The following is a 16,609-nucleotide window of genomic DNA, read 5'->3' as shown; positions in this document are numbered from 1 at the left end:
TAACGACTTCCCCACTGTCTCCAGGACATGCTCAGCGAAATTGAATTCTCCGTGAAGATGCGGAGTACCCGCGGTTAGACGGAAAGACCCCGTGCACCTTTACTGCAGCTTCAGAGTGGCATTGGACAAGAACTGTGTAGCATAGGTGGGAGGCTTTGAAGCATTGGCGCCAGCCGATGTGGAGCCATAGGTGAAATACCACCCTGTTGTTGTTTAATGTCTAACCTCGTACCGTGAAACCGGTACAGGGACCCTCTGTGGCGGGTAGTTTGACTGGGGCGGTCGCCTCCTAAAGAGTAACGGAGGCGCGCGAAGGTTGGCTCAGGCCGGTTGGAAACCGGCTGTTAGAGTGCAATGGCATAAGCCAGCCTGACTGCGAGACTGACAAGTCGAGCAGAGACGAAAGTCGGTCATAGTGATCCGGTGGTCCCTCGTGGAAGGGCCATCGCTCAACGGATAAAAGGTACGCCGGGGATAACAGGCTGATAACCCCCAAGAGCTCATATCGACGGGGTTGTTTGGCACCTCGATGTCGGCTCATCACATCCTGGGGCTGGAGCAGGTCCCAAGGGTTTGGCTGTTCGCCAATTAAAGTGGTACGTGAGCTGGGTTCAGAACGTCGCGAGACAGTTTGGTCCCTATCTGCCGTGGGCGTCGAAATTTGAGAGGAGTTGACCCTAGTACGAGAGGACCGGGTTGAACGTACCTCTGGTGTACCTGTCGTCGTGCCAACGGCGCAGCAGGGTAGCTATGTACGGACGGGATAACCGCTGAAAGCATCTAAGCGGGAAGCCTCCCTCAAGATAAGATTTCTCAGGACGGTCGAAGACCACGACCTCGATAGATCGGATGTGGAAGTGCGGTAACGCATGGAGCTAACCGATACTAATTGTCCTATTCGCGCTTGAGAGCTCCACACCCCCACCATCAGCCCTGGGCTAGATGGCAGGGTGCGGTCATCAATACAGCCAGTGCACGCATCGATTTTATACCCATCACCCCGCCCACAAAGCGGGGTCAGTATTCGCGGACTCTATTGCCTGGTGGCCATAGCGTCGGTGTCCCACCCGATCCCATCCCGAACTCGGCCGTGAAACCCGACTGCGCCAATGGTACTACTGCTCAAGCAGTGGAAGAGTAGGGCGTCGCCAGGCATTATAGTCCGCGTATACACAAAACCCATTCACTTGTTTCCTCGGGCACTCAGCCCGGGGCGCTCAGCCCCACGACACCACGCATGAAGCGTGCCGCCGTGCGGCTCAGCTCAGTCGCGGGGTGGAGCAGCCCGGTAGCTCGTCAGGCTCATAACCTGAAGGCCGCAGGTTCAAATCCTGCCCCCGCAACCATCTCAAATTGCGATACCAAATCGCGCAGATCAGCCGCCCCAACCGGGCGGCTTTTTTGCGTCCGCAAGTCCTGATGGTTGCGCCCTCCCGCACCTACCTCAACTTGCGAACCGGCCAAGTTCTGGCCGAAGCCGGTCCCCGCAACCATCTCGACTTGCGATCGGCACGCCCCTCCGGCGGTGAGCTGGCCCCCATTTCGACCGGACGGATTCAAGCCTAAGAAGGAGGCTTGGGGCTATCCCCTAAGCATAGGCTTATGTCCGTGTCCGAAATCATCACCGACGGCGGTCGTCGCCGTCACTGGAGCACGCCTGAGAAGCTGAGGATCGTCGAGGAGACGCTCGATGGTCGCGAGAGCATATCGGTGGTGGCACGCCGCAACGGCGTGGCGCCGAACCTGCTGTACCGCTGGCGGCGGCTGATGCTGGAGGGCGGGAGCGTCGCGGTCGCCGGCGACGACGACGTGACCAGCAATCGCCAGGTCCGCGAGATGGAGACCCGCATCCGCGAACTGGAGCGCCAGCTCGGCCGCAAGACGCTGGAGGTCGAGATCCTGAAGGAGGCGCTGGAGCGCTCACGCCCAAAAAAAGCGAGCTTGCTCATGCACTCGCCGTTGCCGGAGACTATCCGGTGAGCCTGGTCGCCAAGACGCTCGGGGTCGGGCGCTCGACGGTGTACGACCGCCTGACCGGCCGCACCCGGACGCGCGGGCCGTACGCCAAGGCCGACGACGCGGACCTGCTGCCCCGCATACGCCAGATCGCCGCGCAGCGGCCCACCTACGGCTACCGCCGCATCGCGGCAGTCCTCAATCGACAGCAACGCGCCGAAGGACTGGCGCCGGTCAATCACAAGCGCGTCTATCGCATCATGGCCGCGGACCGCCTGCTGCTGGCGCGGCGCTACACCGAGCGGGCCGACTATGGCCATGACGGCGTCGTGGTGGCGATCCGCTCGAACCTGCGCTGGTGCTCGGACGGCTTCGAGTTCACCTGCTGGAACGGCGAGGTCGTGCGCGGCGCCTTCATCATCGACGCCCATGACCGCGAGATCATCGCCTGGCGCGCGATCGCCAATGCGGGCATCAGCGGCTCGGACGTGCGCGACATCATGCTGGAAGCCGTGGAAACCCGCTTCGGCGGTATGCGCGCGCCCGTGCCGGTCGAGATGCTGTCCGATAACGGCTCGGCCTATACTGCCCGCGAAACACGCACCTTTGCCCGGCAGCTGGGCCTCAAACCCTGCTTCACGCCCGTTCGCAGCCCGCAGTCCAACGGCATCTCGGAGGCCTTCGTTCATACCCTCAAGCGCGATTACGTCCGCGTCTCGCCGCTGCCTGATGCTCCCACCGCGTTGACATCGCTTGCCGGATGGATCGAGGACTACAACGACAACCACCCCCATTCAGGGCTCAAAATGCGTTCACCGCGCGAACATCGCGCACTGGTTTCTGCAACCGCCTGAATCCGTCCGGTGAAACGGGGGCCAGATCAGGCGGGCCTTTTGCTTTTGAGCGATACCGCAAGGATAGCGTGGCATAGGTTGCAAACAGGACGCCTTCGGTCAGCGCGATCGGTCGTCCTTGCGGGAAACGCGACAGTGGCGTGACCAGCAGGCGCTCCATTCCGAGCGCCGACCAGTCGCGCTGTGCGTCCTCGATTAGCTTGTCGGATTTGCTGATCCAAACCGCCTTGCGCCGTCCCTGCATCCAGTTGTCGAGGATGATGCCGGCGGACTGGCGGCCCTTGCCCGCACCGGTGCCGTCGCCCAGCATGAAGCCACGGCGGAAGCGCACGGCGTTCACGGCATCGGCGGGTGCTGCCTGAACGAGATCGAAGGCCGCATCGACCGTCCATGATCCGGCGAGGAAGTCCGAATGGGCCACGCCGGCATAGATGACGGTTTCGAGCTGAGCGTCCGACAAGAGGGCGCGGATGTTGGCCGGGAGCATCGGGCGATAGCCGGGCTTCGGCGGCGCCACGCTCGCCATCGCCGCCGATTGCACCAGCTTGGTCGGATGGGCCTGAGAACCAGGAATACGGATCGCCTGCAATACGTATTCTTCATAAATCGCATCGGTGAGGTGCGCGCCTTCCGGCGGCGTCCAGTCCACGGCTTCATAGGCGAGTTCGACGCCCTCGGGATCGGCGGAGGCGACGGCCGGGCGCGAAGTGGCGGCGCGGGCAATGTAACCGCGCACCGACTTCGGCGGGGCAGCGGAGATCGGAGGCGCGCCAGCAGGCAAGATGAGGGGACGCCGGGGCGGCACATCGGCTGCGATCCAGTCGAGCAGCGTGGCCGCATCCGGCGCCATGCCCCGCGAGACCGGGAATACGGTCGGATCGTCGGCGGGCTCTTTGTCGATGACGGTCAGCCGTGTCGGAAAGGTCGTGCCGTGCTTGCGATAGACCGACCTGTCGATCGCGGCGGAGAACACAACGCGCCCGCGCGCCTGCAAGGCGACGAAGGCATCGCGCCAGTCCGGCAACTCCGGCCCGACATTGGCACCGGTGATGGCGACCAGCCGCCCACCGGGCGCGAGACGGTTGAGCGCCGAGGCGATATGGCGAAAGCCTGCATCCGCCACGCGGCCGGAGACATGCGCCATCGCCGAGAAGGGCGGGTTCATCAGCACGACGGACGGGACAGCGGCAGGGTCGAGATGATCGTCGATCTGCGCGGCGTCGAAGCGGCTGACGGCAATGGCCGGAAAGAGGGCGGCGAGAAGCTCGGCGCGCGTATCCGCCAGCTCGTTGAGGATCAGCGATGCGCCTCCGGTCTGCGCGAGGATCGCCAGCAGGCCGGTACCGGCCGATGGTTCCAGTACACGGTCATCCGGCGTAATCGCGGCCGCGGTCAGTGCCGCGAGGCCGAGCGGCAACGGCGTCGAGAATTGTTGAAGCGCCTGGCTTTCCTCCGAACGGCGCGTGTGCGTCGGCAGCAGCGCCGCGATCTTCGCCAGCACGGACAGTCGTGCAGCCGGAGTGTCGGCTTTACGGAACAGCGCCTTTCCGTATTTGCGCAGGAACAGGACGGTCGCGACTTCGCACGCCTCATAGGCCGTCTTCCAGTCCCAGGCACCCGAGGCATCGGACGCGCCGAACGTCGTTTCCATGACGGTGCGCAGCATGCCGGTATCGACGGGCTGGCCGCGTTCGAGATGGGGAAGCAGGAAATTTGCCGCAGCGAGAATGGCAGCGGAAGGGGCGACCGGAGTACGATCGAGCGGAAGCGGCGCGGCCGACGCCTCGGCCACGGGCAGCATGATGTTCATGGAGAAGTCCTCGGGAGAGCGAAACGGGAAAAGTCCCGACGACGCTCTCTCTCGAACGCCGGGGCTCACCCCCGTCCCGGCACTCCTCTCACTCGAAACGCCGATGGCGGAACGGCGGCGGCCGGATTTGGCGATCCCTCTGTTGACGCCGCGCAAGGTTCAGCTTTAATTGTCGTGTCGAAATGGCAGGCTTGGTCTGGGTAGGCCCAAGTCCTTTCCCGAGATAGGGAAAGCTCTTTTCGCATCGAACGATGCGATCCCCGACAGTCCCCGCACGGCTTGCCGTGTTTTCGGGTCTGTTCGGTGCAATTGACGACAAAGCTGCTCCGACAGACCATTTTGAAGGAGCAATCCATGATCGACAGATCGAAACCCATTCTCGTTTTTCTTGCCGCCGGCGTTCAGGGCAGCGCGGTGATGCATGCCGCGCTGGGGCGGGGCCTGAAGGTCCGCGCACTGGTGCGCGACAGCAACCGCGCTACAGCGTTGGCCGCACCTGGCGTCGAGCTGGCAGAAGGTGATCTTGGCGCTGCCGCCTCTCTCACCGCCGCCAGCACCGGCATCGATCATGCCGTGCTCCAAGTGCCGATCGGCCCGGCCGAGACGATGGCAATGCAGGCAGGGAACGCGCTCGCGGCCTTCAAAGCGGCGGGCATCAAATCCTTCGTACTCAAGCTCGCCAGCGCCAGCCGGCCTGCGCCCTGTGAGGAGCCCAGCTTCATCGCCAACCATAGGATCGAGGAGGCGGCACGCGCTTGCGGCATCGACTTCGCCATCGTGCGCCCGACCATGTATCTCGACAATCTGCTGAAACCCTCGGCGCTGGCCGAGATTATCAACGATGGCGTGTTCGCACCGCCGATCCCAGCCTCTCAGCGCATTGCCTGGACATCCGCCGACGATTGCGCCGAAGCCGCGCTGACGCTGCTGGAACGCGGCGCGATGGGTGGCGATCACCGCATCGCCGGGCCGGAGAGCCTGGCGGGCGATGAACTGGCCGAACGGGTGAGCGCCAGCCTCGGCCGCGCGATCCGCTATCGCGGTCAGCCGCTGGACGAGTTCGAGCGTGATGTCGATGTGGCGATGGGGCCAGGCGTCGGTAGGCGCGTGGCCTCGAAGTTCCGGTACTTTGCGACCTATCCCGAAGAGGCCGACGCCATCCTTGCACGGCCCTTCGCGCCGCAATCGGGATTAGAGAATTTTCGGCCGAAGAGCGTCGAGAGATGGGTTCGGGAGCATCGGCTGTGTTTCACGATCCCATCGACCTGACGCGCTGAGCGTGTGTGGCAGAAACCGTCAGCATAGGAAAAGCGCCCAACCATCAGGTGGGCGCTTTTCCGGCTCAAACTGGTGGCCGCGTCCGTCAACGGGCTGTATCGACTATCATGATGCGCCGGCAGGCTGAATGAAGCCGCCGGGATTATCTGGATTGGGCGGCAGATAGGCGTCGTAAGGATTGCGCGAAGACATAGTCGCCGTTGTCCTTCCCCACGGCGCAGATGACGTATCTCATCGCGCCAGTCTGTGCGTCCGCGCATTCCATGAGAGCGAGGTTGCCATCCTCCGCCGCGCGAAGCAGCGTCTGGAAGTTGGCGCGGGCATATGCCGGGATGCTCATGGCCGCTCTCCATCGCTGGAGAGGTGTTCGTCAAGCCAGCCATCGGTGTAGATCCAGTCCAGCGTTTCGCCAGTGGCGAGATCAAGGACATGCGCGCCACCGCCGAAGCCGTCGAGGCGCGGCTTCGAACAGGTGTTGGCGTATTGGAAGCCCCATCGGCCCGTGAGGCCGAACGTGGCAGCACAGCGTTTGACGAACTGGATGAGGCGTTCGGGATCACCGGTCACGTCATCGCGCATCCAGAGGTTGGTGCCGCCATGCTCGGGCTGGATCGAGAAGAGGAAGCCGTCCGACGGCGGTTCTTCCGACGCGCCTTCCTCGGAGAGCGCGTTGTAGAGGTCTAGCGCGCGGGCGGCGTTTTCGGGCGTGCCAACATCGAGCAGGCACGAGAAATGGGTGAAATAGTCGGCCATGACAGGCTCCTGAAACAAGAAAGCCCGACCCGCGCGGCATCGCCGTGCAGGCTCGGAACGTGGGGCCGGGCTGAGATTGCGGGATTGGACGAAGGTGGGTGGGACCGGACGGTGCCAGTCCCACCCGATGAGGCTCATTCGGCGGCGAGCAGGGCTTCGTCGTCTTCGACCGGTTCCTCGTCGTCACCGTCATCGGAGAGGAAGGCCGGCAATGCCTCGTCTCCACCATCCTGATCGGCGGGTTCTCCAGCCATTTCGCCACTGGATTCTGCCGACCGTAGCGGTTCGGGCAGCCAGCCGCTGTCCGCCAGAAGGCGTTCCGCCTCCTTGGCCATGTCGCCCTTCTTCATATGGTCGATGAGCTGCGCCGCCCGTTCGCCTGCCCCCTCACGCACTGCCTCGACGATACGCGCCTTGGTGACACGGCCGAAGTAGTTGCCGACCGTCGGCCTCCAGCTCGCGCCTACCATGTCCAGGCCGGTCGCGCGCGCCAGCCGCTCGGCCTGGCGCATACGGACCTCCAGCCCATGCTCGCTGATGCCGGAGCCGCTGTAGGGATTGGGCCGCTCATAGAGGGCGTTGATCCCGTAGCTGACGCAATGGGCGAGCAGGTCCATACGGTGGTCATCGTCGAGCGCGGTCAGCCAGTCCCACAGCGCTTCGTCATCAGCGGGGATGTGATCGCCCCAGCGTTCGTGCCGGTCGGTGACGGATTTCGCCGAGGCGCTGTCCTTCAGATCGTCGGCCTGCGCGGCGAAGTGGATCTGGCGGACATTGGCTTCGAGCGCGCCTGTTGCCGGGCGATGCAGGAAGATGTCCGAGACCAGCTTGTGCAGGAGCGCCGTCATGGCGACGTGCGGATGATTGGCAACGGCATCACGCAGCGCCAGCGTGCGATGCGCGGTCAGTTCGATGACGAGACGCTCGGGCAGCGGCTTGATGCCGTCGTCTTCCTCCTCTTCGGCGGGTGCCCCTTGGCCGCCGATGGTGATGACAGCGCGCTGGATGGCGGGATCGACGCTCTCCTCCGGTGCGTCGTCACCGCCAGCCACGTCCACGGGCAACTCATCCTCGGGGCGGACATAGCCGCGGTCGATGATGACCGCGCCATGGGCGTCGATAGCGGCGAAGGCTCCGGCGATAGCGATCTCTGCCGGGTCATAGCTGACCGGGCGGTTATCGAGTGCTTCCATTGCCGCTTCGATCTCGCCGAGCCGTTCGTCCACTGCATCGGGCAATTCGTCGGCGTGTTCATACTCTTCAGACAGCCGGTTATATTCCACCTGCAAGGCGTCGCGTGTCGCCCGTTCCTCGTCGGTCATGTCGAGAACGGTTCCCGGCAACCGGCGCATGCCGTGGGTGACGCCATAGGGAATGCTGACGGCAGCATCGACCCATTTCCAGCCTTCCGCCGCGATTTCATCGGCGATGACCTTCAACTTCTCCGCGACCAGCCGGTCGAGCAAGCCGACATCCTGAAGCCAGCCGCCATCGTCGGACTCGAACAGATCGCGCAGCACGATGCCACCCGCTGCCTCATAGGTGTCGATGCCGACGAACACGGCACGCTTGTCGGACGCGCGCACCGTGGTTTCGGTGAGCATCCGCTTGATCTGCCACGGCTCCTTCTGCCAGCTATTGCGGATCGCCTCCCAAACCTGTTCCTGACGGGCATGATCCTCCGACACGGTGAAGGCCATGAGCTGCTTCAGCTCCATGCCGTCCTCGGCGAAGACGTCGAGCAGCACCGACGAGACGGAGGCGAGCCGCAGGCGCTGCTTGACGATATTGACATCGATCAGGAATGCGGCGGCTATTGCCTCTTCGCTCATGCCCTTGTCGCGCATCGCCTGGAAGGCGCGATACTGGTCGAGCGGATGCGGCGGAATGCGCTCGTCATTCTCGGCGTAGGAGATTTCCTCCATCAGAATACCGCTCGCCGCGTCGCTGACGATACAAGGCACCGGCGCCGTCTTGTTGAGGCGCTTCTGCTTCACCAGCAGCTCAAGCGCCCGGTAGCGGCGTCCGCCGGCCGGCACCTCGAACATGCCGGTCTCCACGCCATCGGCATCGAGGACGGCACGCACATGCAGCGACTGGATGAGGCCGCGACGGGCGATGGACTCGGCCAGATCCTCGACCGAGACACCGGCCTTGATCCGGCGGACGTTGGACTGGCTCAGCACCAGCTTGTTGAAGGGGATGTCGCGCGAGCACGACAGGGTGATCTTCTGAACGGCAGTTGCCATCGGGGTTTACTCCGCGACGGGCGGTCGAAAGCCTCTCTCTCGACCTCCAACCCGTCACGAAGCGAAGCGCCGCCCTCTTCCTCTACAGGACCGCAGCGCTGGGAACCGGGGATGGATCGTGCGGCTTCGCCTCCAATCGCACTCCCAGCGAAGACAGAACCTTCATGACGGTGACGAACTCGGGATTCCCGCCAGCATCGAGCGATCGATAGAGGCTCTCGCGTGCAAGACCGGTCTCGCGGGCGATCTGGCTCATCCCTCGGTCGCGGGCGATTGCGCCGAGAACATTCATGATCCGCGTCGCGTCGCCGGACGCCAGCGCGGCGTTGAGGGCCCGAACGGCCTCCTCGGCTGGCTCGGCTGGTTGCGCAGAGCGCGGGTCCGGCACGTCCGCAGCCTCCCCTGGCGTCAAGGGCGTATGATCGAGCAGGCTGGGTTGCGGATCGGCTTCAATCAACGCCCATTCCTGCGGTGTCGCCCGATCCCGAAGGTCGGTGCGGAAAGACGGATCGCACTGGCGGATGAAATCGAGATATTGCTCGACCGTCTTGACGTTGACCGCCGCCTTGTCCGGCACATTGAAGAGGACGGAGATCTTGCCGGCCTGAACCAGACGCAGAACGTTCAGCACGGTGCCGGGGCTTTTGCCGTCCCAGATCATTAGACCGAAATCGGCCTCGCGCGCCATCTCGCGGTCCTTGGCGGCATAGAATTGAAAGCCCTTTGTCCCTTTGGGAACATCGACGCGATGCGTGGTCCATGACCCCAGATTGTTGCGCGGCGCATCGCCCGAACAGAAAACGGTGACGTTGGCATAGTTGGCGTCGAAGAAATGCTTCTGAACGGCTTTGTCAGCGCCATTCGCGTCCCCGACGATGACCTGATGGTGGCTGGCGATGACGTTATCGAGGCGCTTCTTGACCTCGGCCGGTAAACGGGAAACGTGCCGCGAGCCACCGATGAAGATGGTGTTCATTGGTTGCTCCGTGTCTTGGTGATGGTGAGCGCCCGCACCACCTGCGCCTGGCCGGTATCCAGAAGGACATCGGTAATCGCGTTCATGGTCGTGCCGGAGCGGAAGAGGTCGTCGAACAGCAGGATTTTGCGGCCGCGCGTCTGTGCGGCATCGACGGTGTAAAGTCCCTTGACGTGCTCCTTGCGCTCATCGGGATCGGTGATGTTCTTGAGCTGGCCTGTCGGGCGCGTCGTGGTGATGCAGGAAAGGACCGGGACACCCAGAGCCTGCCCGATGCCTTCCGCCATGATGATGACCGGCTGGACGGCGCGCGGGTGCGAAGGGGGGACCGGCACGATCGCGTCGAACTTGTCCCGATGATGCCCGAGGAAATCGGCAACTGTCTCTATGATGGGAGCGGCGGCCGATCGGTCGGCCCGGTTCTTCAGGCGGAACAGCAGCTCGGCGATCTCAGGCCGGACCGTCTCGAACTGCATATACCCGAAATCATTATAGCCGACCGGCGTGCTGCTGATCGTGTGAAGATCCATCGCAACGCCGGAATGCCAGTGCCCGGATATCGCGATCGGATTGATTTTGACGATGGCCATAGGTGCCCTCCTGAATACTCATTGTAACCCATGGGCTACAAGTGAGCAAGGAAGGCACGGAGGGAATATCGAAGAACATCGCTCCACCAAATGTGCGGAAGCGCAAAGCCGGAGACACGGGAAACCGCATCTCCGGCTTTGCGGAACATCAAGCGGCGCGGTCGAGCAGCTTCTTCGCCTTCGCCTCCATGTCGAGACGGGCATCCTGATGCGGCTTGTCGCGTGCGACGGCCGTGATGCCCTGAACGAAGTCGAAGATGGATTCGGGCGGGCGGCCTTCCTCTGCAAGCGCGGTTTCAATGATCTTCCCCGTTTCAGCCTTGGAGAAGCCGCGGCGACGCAGGAAGTCGGTGCGATCCTCGTCGGTCCGCGCCACGATCCGCTCCCGCGCCGCCTTGATGCCGTTGATAAAGGGCATGGGGGACGAGTTGGCGAAATTCAGCAGCGCTGGGGCCGCCTCATGGGCGAAGCGCGAGGCGGCATATTTGCTGTGGCGGATGGTGATTTCCTCGAAATCCTCGACGCCCCACAAATTCCTGTTTTGGCAAACTGCGCGCAGATAAAAGCTCGCCATGCCGAGCGTTTTCGCGCCGACCTCGCTGTTCCAGGCATAGAAGCCGCGGAAGAACAGGTCGGGCGAGCCATCGGGCAGCTTGCCGGCCTCAATGGGATTGAGATCGTCGACGAGGAACACCATGGGCGGCCGTAGCCGGTGCCGCCGTCGCACTGGTTATCGCGGCGTTGCAACCGAGGACGTGACAGCGCCGACTGTTTCACCAGTAGGGAATATTGCAACAGAACAAGCGTTAAGCGGCCGCTCGAAAAAGCAAGTTCAGATGGTTGCCTGCCCCCGCAACCAACGCCTCAGAACTCGATACGCCGCCCTCACGGGCGGCGTTGTCGTTTATGGCGTACGCCACCAGCGACGCTACGCTGGCCACCACCTCCGCTGCAGGACCCTCTGGTTCATCCGGATAGATCGTCACGCTCTCGATAAGCCGCGACATGATTGATGCGGCCTGCCCGCGGACCGCAGGATCTTCCAGCGTGGTGCGCAGGGCGGCGATCCGCGCCCGAAACTGAGCCTGCAGAACGGATGGCGTTGGAAGCGGGGGTTGCGAAGCCACCCCTCTGTCGACGGTAGCGTTTCGCAAAATCAGGCGGGCCTTCTCCGTCTCCCGTTCGTCGATCATCTGACGGAGGGCAGGGGTCGCGATACCCGCCAGCAGATTTTCATACAGATTGCCGAGTTCGCGCTCGAGTTGCTGCAGCCGGATCCTGGCCGTGTCAGCCTCATGGCTGTCGATCCTGGCAAGCCGCGTGGCTTCGCGCTCATATTCCGCAACGAGTAGGCGGAGCCTCCAGCCGGCAACGTCGTTCGACATCCTTGCGCATGCCGCTGTCGACCTCGGTCTTCTTCGCCCACTCGTGCAGCATCTCCCCAGCGCCGAATCTTCGCCTTAGAGCGTTTCCCGGCCGACCTGAGTCGACGGGGGATTCCCATGGCCGAGCTGATCTGATTCACGGTGCTGGCTGGATGGAGGCCGGCATTGATGGGCAAGCCGTTGTCGATGGATCTACGATCGCGAGCGCTGGCCGCGGTTGACGAGGGGATGAGTTGCCGGGCTGCGGCGGTGCGGTTCGGTGTGGCGGCCGCGACGGTGATCCGGTGGCACGACCAGCGCCGCAGCACGGGCACCTATGCCGCCAAGCCGCAGGGCGGGGACACGCGGTCGCGGCGGATCGAAGCGCATGCGCCCACGATCCTGGCGCTGCACGAAGCGCGTCGCGACATCACGCTGGACGAGTTGCGTCGCGAGCTGGGTCAGGCGGGCGTGACGGTGGCGATCTCGACGCTGCACCGCTTCTTTGCCCGTCACGGGATCACGCGCAAAAAAAGACCGGGCATGCGATCGAGCAGGATCGCGCCGACGTCCTGAGTGCGCGTGAGGACTGGTTTGATGGCCAGCTCGACCTCGACCCTGCGCGGCTCGTCTTCATCGACGAGACCTGGACGGCGACCAATATGACCCGCAGCCACGGCCGCTGCCGGCGGGGCGAGCGGCTGCGGATGGGTTACCCACATGGTCATCGCAAGACGACCACGCTGGTCGCTGGCCTGCGCATGACCGGCATGATCGCGCCGATGGTGCTCGACGGCCCGATCAACGGCGACTGGTTCGAGGCCTACGTCCGACAGGTTCTCGTGCCCGACCTCGGACGCGGCGACGTGGTCATCATGGACAACCTGTCCAGCCACAAGCGTGCCGGCGTCCGTGAAGCCATCGAAGCCGCAGGCGCCCGCCTCATGTTTCTCCCGCCCTACAGTCCCGACTTCAACCCGATCGAGAAGGCCTTCGCCCGCCTCAAGGCTATGCTGCGCAGGGCCGGCGAACGCACCGTGTCGGGCTTGTGGTCCCTCATCGGCAGGTTGGTCGATCTGTTCCAACCACAGGAATGCGCCAACTACTTCACCTCCTGTGGTTATGATCCAGACTGATCAGAATCCGCTCTAATCGGCACCACAGCGGCTCAACGCGCCAGGCGATCTGTCTCATGGCCCAGCACCGTCCGCATCGCACCTGCGCACACGTCGGGCGAAAACTGGTGGTCGTCTTGCTCGTCATAGCCCCTTCCCCTCAGGATTTGGGGCCTAGGACAACCCCGGGGCGGTTCAGAAAAATCCTTAAACCATCGCGCGGCAATCGCTCAGCCCAGGCGGTACACGGATCATGTACCCAAGCCGGAGCATGATGCCAGATTCCAAATGAAAACTGGATTAACTGAAAAAGACAATGAATTGGCTTGGCTTTACAAGTGCTTATCGGTCCTCAAGTTCAGTATATCCTTTCAATAATGTGTCATTTTCGCAACAATCCTAAGGCATATCCATCGGCTCGGGCTGTGAATATTGCTCAGGAATAGCATTGAGGTAATAAAACAGGCTTGCGGCCTTCAAAAAGGGGGGGTGCCGCAAAAATTTAACCTATAAGTAATTGATAATGGGGGTTTTGATGGCGAAATTCAGGGTGGGCGGCCTGTTGGCTTCGACGTTCTTGGCCAGCGCGACATTGATGAGCACGGCTGCGGTGGCGCAGACCGTATCGCCTTCTGATCAGTCAGCCCCTGCAGCCTCGACGAGTGGCCAGGACGCGGCTTCCGGCTCGGATGTCGTGGTGACGGGTTCGCGCGTCGCGCGCCCGAATGCGATGTCTCCGAGCCCGATCACCACGGTCGGCAGCGAGGACATCAAGGAATTCGGCGCGACGAAGATCGAGGATCTGACCAATTCGCTGCCTCAGGTGTTCGCGGGGCAGAGCAGCGGCGTATCGAACGGCGCGGACGGCACCGCGACCGTCGATCTTCGTGGCCTTGGGCCGAGCCGTACGCTTGTCCTGATCGATGGCCGCCGCCTGATGCCGGGCAATGTCGGGGGTGGCGCTGGCGCCGACCTGAACTTCATTCCTGCCGCACTGGTGTCGAGCGTCGACCTGATGACCGGTGGTGCCTCGTCCACCTATGGCGCGGACGCCGTCGCAGGCGTTGTCAATTTCAAGATGAACCGTTCGTTCCGGGGCCTTCGCCTCGATGGGCAGTACAGCTTCTTCGACCATAACAACGACAATCCGATCCAGAAGATCGTCAATCAGCGTTATACGTCGCCATCGGGCCATACGGCGCATGGTGGAGCGTATGACGTGACCATGGCGCTTGGCACTGGTGTCAATGACGATCGGGGCAATATCGTCGCCTATGCAGGGTATCGCGAAGAGTCGGCGGTCACGCAGGACAAGTACGACTATTCGGTATGCACGTTCAATCCGGACTCCAATAATGTGGGTCTCGCCTGCGGCGGCTCCGGGACGCCAGCCATTGCTCGCTTTGGCGGCTTCTCGGCTGCGAACCGTACTTTGGCGGGCCTGCCTGCGGCATCGAGCTATTTGCTGACGAATAACGGTCTTCGGGCGTATAGCGCGCTGACTGACGCCTATAACTTCGGTCCACTGAACTATTATCGACGTCCGTCGAAGCGATATACTGCCGGTGCCTTCGCCGATTACGAGATCAGCAAGGAAATCCATCCCTATCTCGACGTGATGTTCGCCGATTACAGCACGCAAGCCCAGATCGCACCATCGGGTGCATTCTACGGCACGCGGACGGTGAATTGCGACAATCCGCTGCTCCAGCAGAACGCTCAGCTCGCCACTGCGGCCTGCGGCGCCAATGTCGGCGTGGCCGGCACATCGGCGCAGATACTGATCGGCAAGCGCAACACCGAAGGTGGCGCGCGTTTCAACGACATCGGCTATAATCAGTTCCGCATCGTCACGGGCGTTCGCGGAGAGTTGGGCGAGGCCTGGTCCTATGACGCCTATTATCAATTTGGCCAGATCAAAGCCGCCAACGTCTATCGCAACGATGTGTCGAACGCGCGGATCAACAATGCACTGAACGTCGTTAACCGCAATGGCGTGCCGACGTGCGTCTCGGTGATCAACGGCAGCGATCCGAGCTGCGTCCCCTATAATGTCTTCGTACCGAACGGCGTTTCGCAAGCCGCGGCCAATTACATCAATATCCCGCTGGTCCTGACCGGAACCACCAAGGAACAGGTTCTTAACGGCGCCGTGACCGGCAATTTGGGTGCCTATGGCATCCAGTCGCCGTTTGCCGAAGACGGCCTGCGCATTGCTGGTGGTCTGGAGTGGCGCAAGGAGTCGCTCGCGACCCAGCCCGACCAGGCCTATATCAATGGCGACGGTGCCGGCCAGGGCGGTCCGACCTTGCCGATTTCGGGTTCCTATACGGTCTTCGACATCTTCGGCGAAGCAGGCGTGCCGCTCGTCACCGACAAGCCGTTCTTCCAGGACCTTTCGCTGACGCTTGGCTATCGCCATTCGAAGTATAATGTGCCGGGCGCCACGCGGCAGAATTCGGCGGACACGTACAAGATCGCCGGGAACTGGTCGCCGATCCGCGATATCACCCTGCGCGGCTCCTATAACCGTGCCGTTCGTTCGCCCAACATCGGCGAGCTGTTCCTCAATCAGTCGCAGGGCCTGTTTGCAGGCAGTGATCCGTGCGCCGGTACGGCAAGCAATGGGCGCGTGAATGGCTATACCGCGCAGCAATGCGCGCTGACGGGGGTTACCTCGGCGCAGTTCGGCAATCTCACGCCCAACTCGGCCCAGCAATACAACCAGTATAGCGGTGGCAACCCCAATCTGATGCCTGAAAAGGCGGATACGGTTTCCGCAGGCATCCTGTTCACGCCGAAGAGCTTCCTGCGCAATCTGGTCCTGTCGGTCGATTATTACCGGATCAAGGTGAACAACGCGATCGGTACGATCGGTGCTCAGGTCATCCTGAACCAGTGTCTGACGACCGGCGATGCTGCCTTCTGCAGCAAGATCAACCGCGCTCCGTCTTCGGCGGGGCCGGCGGCAGGCTCGCTCTGGTTGTCGCCGACGGGTTACGTCAACAACCTGACCACCAACACCGGTTCGCTGACGACCTCGGGCCTGGAAGTGAACGGTGATTACCGCGCGACCTTCGGTAGCGGCTGGAAGGCGCGTTGGCAGTTCGTGGGCGTCTATCTCGACAAATATGTCGCCCAGCCGATCACCAACGGCTTTACCTATGATTGCGCGGGCCTCTACGGTCTTACCTGCGGCAATCCCAATCCGCGGTTCCGGTTCAACACCAACGTCAAGTTCACGACCCCGGACGACTTCGGCGTCACCTTCCGTTGGCGGTTCCTGTCGCATAGCTATGTCGACACCGACAGCCCGAACCCGAACCTGAACTCGCCGGGTGCCGCGCCGACGACCGACCACCGTATCGGCGACTACAGCTATTTCGATCTGCTGTTCAGCCTGCCGGTCAAGGACTCGGTGACCTTCCGGATCGGTGTGAACAACCTGCTCGACAAGGATCCGCCGATCATCAGCCAGGCGTCGCTGGGCGGTTTCGGCAACGGCAATTCGTTCCCGGGCACCTATGACACGCTGGGACGTACCGTGTTCGTCAATCTGACGGCCGACTTCTAAACGTCGATGCTTCCGGCCTTTGCGTCTCTGCGAAAAGGCCGTTCTCTATCCCTTGGCGGCAGGATCAACGTCCTGCCGCCATTCTTTTAT

9 protein-coding genes, 1 tRNA gene, 2 rRNA genes and 3 pseudogenes (1 of these 15 only partly in view) are annotated in these 16,609 nt (G+C 62.7%); 7 read left to right on the top strand and 8 right to left on the bottom strand.

Annotated features, from left to right (window positions below; translation table 11 throughout):
- The 4 genes from QE385_RS10070 to QE385_RS10055 form a co-directional block, all read left to right on the top strand.
- Positions 1–909 (top strand): 23S ribosomal RNA (locus QE385_RS10070); it begins 1,928 nt to the left of the window's first position.
- A 130-nt stretch (positions 910–1,039) separates the two neighbouring features.
- A 5S ribosomal RNA gene (gene rrf, locus QE385_RS10065) occupies positions 1,040–1,154 on the top strand.
- A 115-nt stretch (positions 1,155–1,269) separates the two neighbouring features.
- Positions 1,270–1,346, top strand: a tRNA-Met gene (locus QE385_RS10060).
- 256 nt (positions 1,347–1,602) lie between these two features.
- Positions 1,603–2,810 (top strand): IS3-like element ISGbe2 family transposase gene (locus QE385_RS10055; RefSeq protein ID WP_307098189.1). Its coding sequence is split into 2 segments (ribosomal slippage): positions 1,603–1,927 and positions 1,927–2,810, totalling 1,209 coding nucleotides; the frame shifts between segments, so codons are not numbered across the junction.
- Between the two features lie 49 nt (positions 2,811–2,859).
- Here the strand turns inward: QE385_RS10055 and QE385_RS10050 are convergent.
- A pseudogene (locus tag QE385_RS10050) lies at positions 2,860–4,620 on the bottom strand (strawberry notch-like NTP hydrolase domain-containing protein); the annotation flags it as partial.
- Between the two features lie 354 nt (positions 4,621–4,974).
- Between QE385_RS10050 and QE385_RS10045 the strand changes: the two are divergent.
- Positions 4,975–5,889, top strand: a complete 915-nt coding sequence (locus tag QE385_RS10045; protein WP_307101411.1) for an NmrA family NAD(P)-binding protein — start codon at positions 4,975–4,977, stop codon at positions 5,887–5,889.
- Positions 5,890–6,003: 114 nt separating this feature from the next.
- On the opposite strand, the pseudogene QE385_RS10040 reads toward QE385_RS10045, so the two are convergent.
- The 7 genes and pseudogenes from QE385_RS10040 to QE385_RS10010 all read right to left on the bottom strand — a co-directional run bounded on the left by QE385_RS10040 (position 6,004) and on the right by QE385_RS10010 (position 11,851).
- Positions 6,004–6,238: pseudogene (locus QE385_RS10040) on the bottom strand (DUF6117 family protein).
- Positions 6,235–6,651, bottom strand: coding sequence for a hypothetical protein (locus QE385_RS10035; RefSeq protein ID WP_307101409.1), 417 nt, complete (start codon positions 6,649–6,651; stop codon positions 6,235–6,237). Before QE385_RS10035 ends, QE385_RS10040 begins: the two are co-directional and overlap by 4 nt.
- A 134-nt stretch (positions 6,652–6,785) precedes the next feature.
- Positions 6,786–8,900, bottom strand: a complete 2,115-nt coding sequence (locus QE385_RS10030; protein ID WP_307101407.1) for a ParB/RepB/Spo0J family partition protein — start codon at positions 8,898–8,900, stop codon at positions 6,786–6,788.
- A gap of 82 nt (positions 8,901–8,982) precedes the next feature.
- Positions 8,983–9,876: an addiction module antidote protein gene (locus QE385_RS10025; protein WP_307101405.1), complete on the bottom strand. Its 894-nt coding sequence runs from the start codon at positions 9,874–9,876 to the stop codon at positions 8,983–8,985.
- Entirely contained in the window at positions 9,873–10,466 is a 594-nt protein-coding gene (locus QE385_RS10020; RefSeq protein ID WP_307101403.1) for a ComF family protein, read from the bottom strand. Before QE385_RS10020 ends, QE385_RS10025 begins: the two co-directional genes overlap by 4 nt.
- 148 nt (positions 10,467–10,614) lie before the next feature.
- Positions 10,615–11,172, bottom strand: a pseudogene (locus tag QE385_RS10015) (DUF932 domain-containing protein); the annotation flags it as partial.
- A 100-nt stretch (positions 11,173–11,272) separates the two neighbouring features.
- Positions 11,273–11,851 (bottom strand): hypothetical protein, encoded by a 579-nt coding sequence (locus QE385_RS10010; RefSeq protein WP_307101402.1) that lies wholly within the window; start codon positions 11,849–11,851, stop codon positions 11,273–11,275.
- A gap of 168 nt (positions 11,852–12,019) precedes the next feature.
- Here QE385_RS10010 and QE385_RS10005 point away from each other — a divergent pair.
- Together QE385_RS10005 and QE385_RS10000 are read left to right on the top strand one after the other, a co-directional pair.
- Positions 12,020–12,966, top strand: a protein-coding gene (locus QE385_RS10005) for an IS630 family transposase (protein ID WP_307098127.1) whose coding sequence is annotated in 2 segments (ribosomal slippage) — positions 12,020–12,356 and positions 12,356–12,966 — 948 coding nt in all. Because the reading frame shifts where the segments join, the coding sequence is not laid out codon by codon here.
- Between the two features lie 514 nt (positions 12,967–13,480).
- The gene (locus QE385_RS10000) at positions 13,481–16,519 is read left to right on the top strand and encodes a TonB-dependent siderophore receptor (RefSeq protein ID WP_307101400.1); all 3,039 of its coding nucleotides are present in this window, start codon (positions 13,481–13,483) and stop codon (positions 16,517–16,519) included.
- Positions 16,520–16,609 lie beyond the last annotated feature (90 nt).

Origin of the sequence: Sphingomonas sp. SORGH_AS_0950, from assembly GCF_030818415.1 — a bacterium.
Lineage (GTDB): Bacteria > Pseudomonadota > Alphaproteobacteria > Sphingomonadales > Sphingomonadaceae > Sphingomonas.
The sequence above is the reverse complement of the archived record's forward strand: the minus strand, read 5'-3'. Positions and strand labels throughout refer to the sequence as shown.